Annotated in this window: 1 rRNA gene; it reads left to right on the top strand. The window is 48.2% G+C overall.

Annotation, left to right across the window (positions count from 1 at the left end):
• Nucleotides 1-57: 57 nt before the first annotated feature.
• Nucleotides 58-255, top strand: a 16S ribosomal RNA gene (locus tag ACN6NF_RS25945); the annotation flags it as partial.

Here is a 255-nt window from a genome sequence, read left to right as displayed (position 1 = left end):
GTTCTTCTCATTGGAGTGGATGAAGATGAAACAGGTTGACGTTACTTTGTAACGTCTTTAATGGAGAGTTTGATCCTGGCTCAGGACGAACGCTGGCGGCGTGCCTAATACATGCAAGTCGAGCGGGATTAGTTAGAAGCTTGCTTCTAACTAATCTAGCGGCGGACGGGTGAGTAACACGTAGGCAACCTGCCCACAAGACAGGGATAACTACCGGAAACGGTAGCTAATACCCGATACATCCTTTTCCTGCAT

It is taken from the genome of Paenibacillus sp. TSM33, from assembly GCF_056099025.1.
Note: the sequence above shows the minus strand (reverse complement) of the source record. Positions and strands in the feature narration are given on the sequence as shown.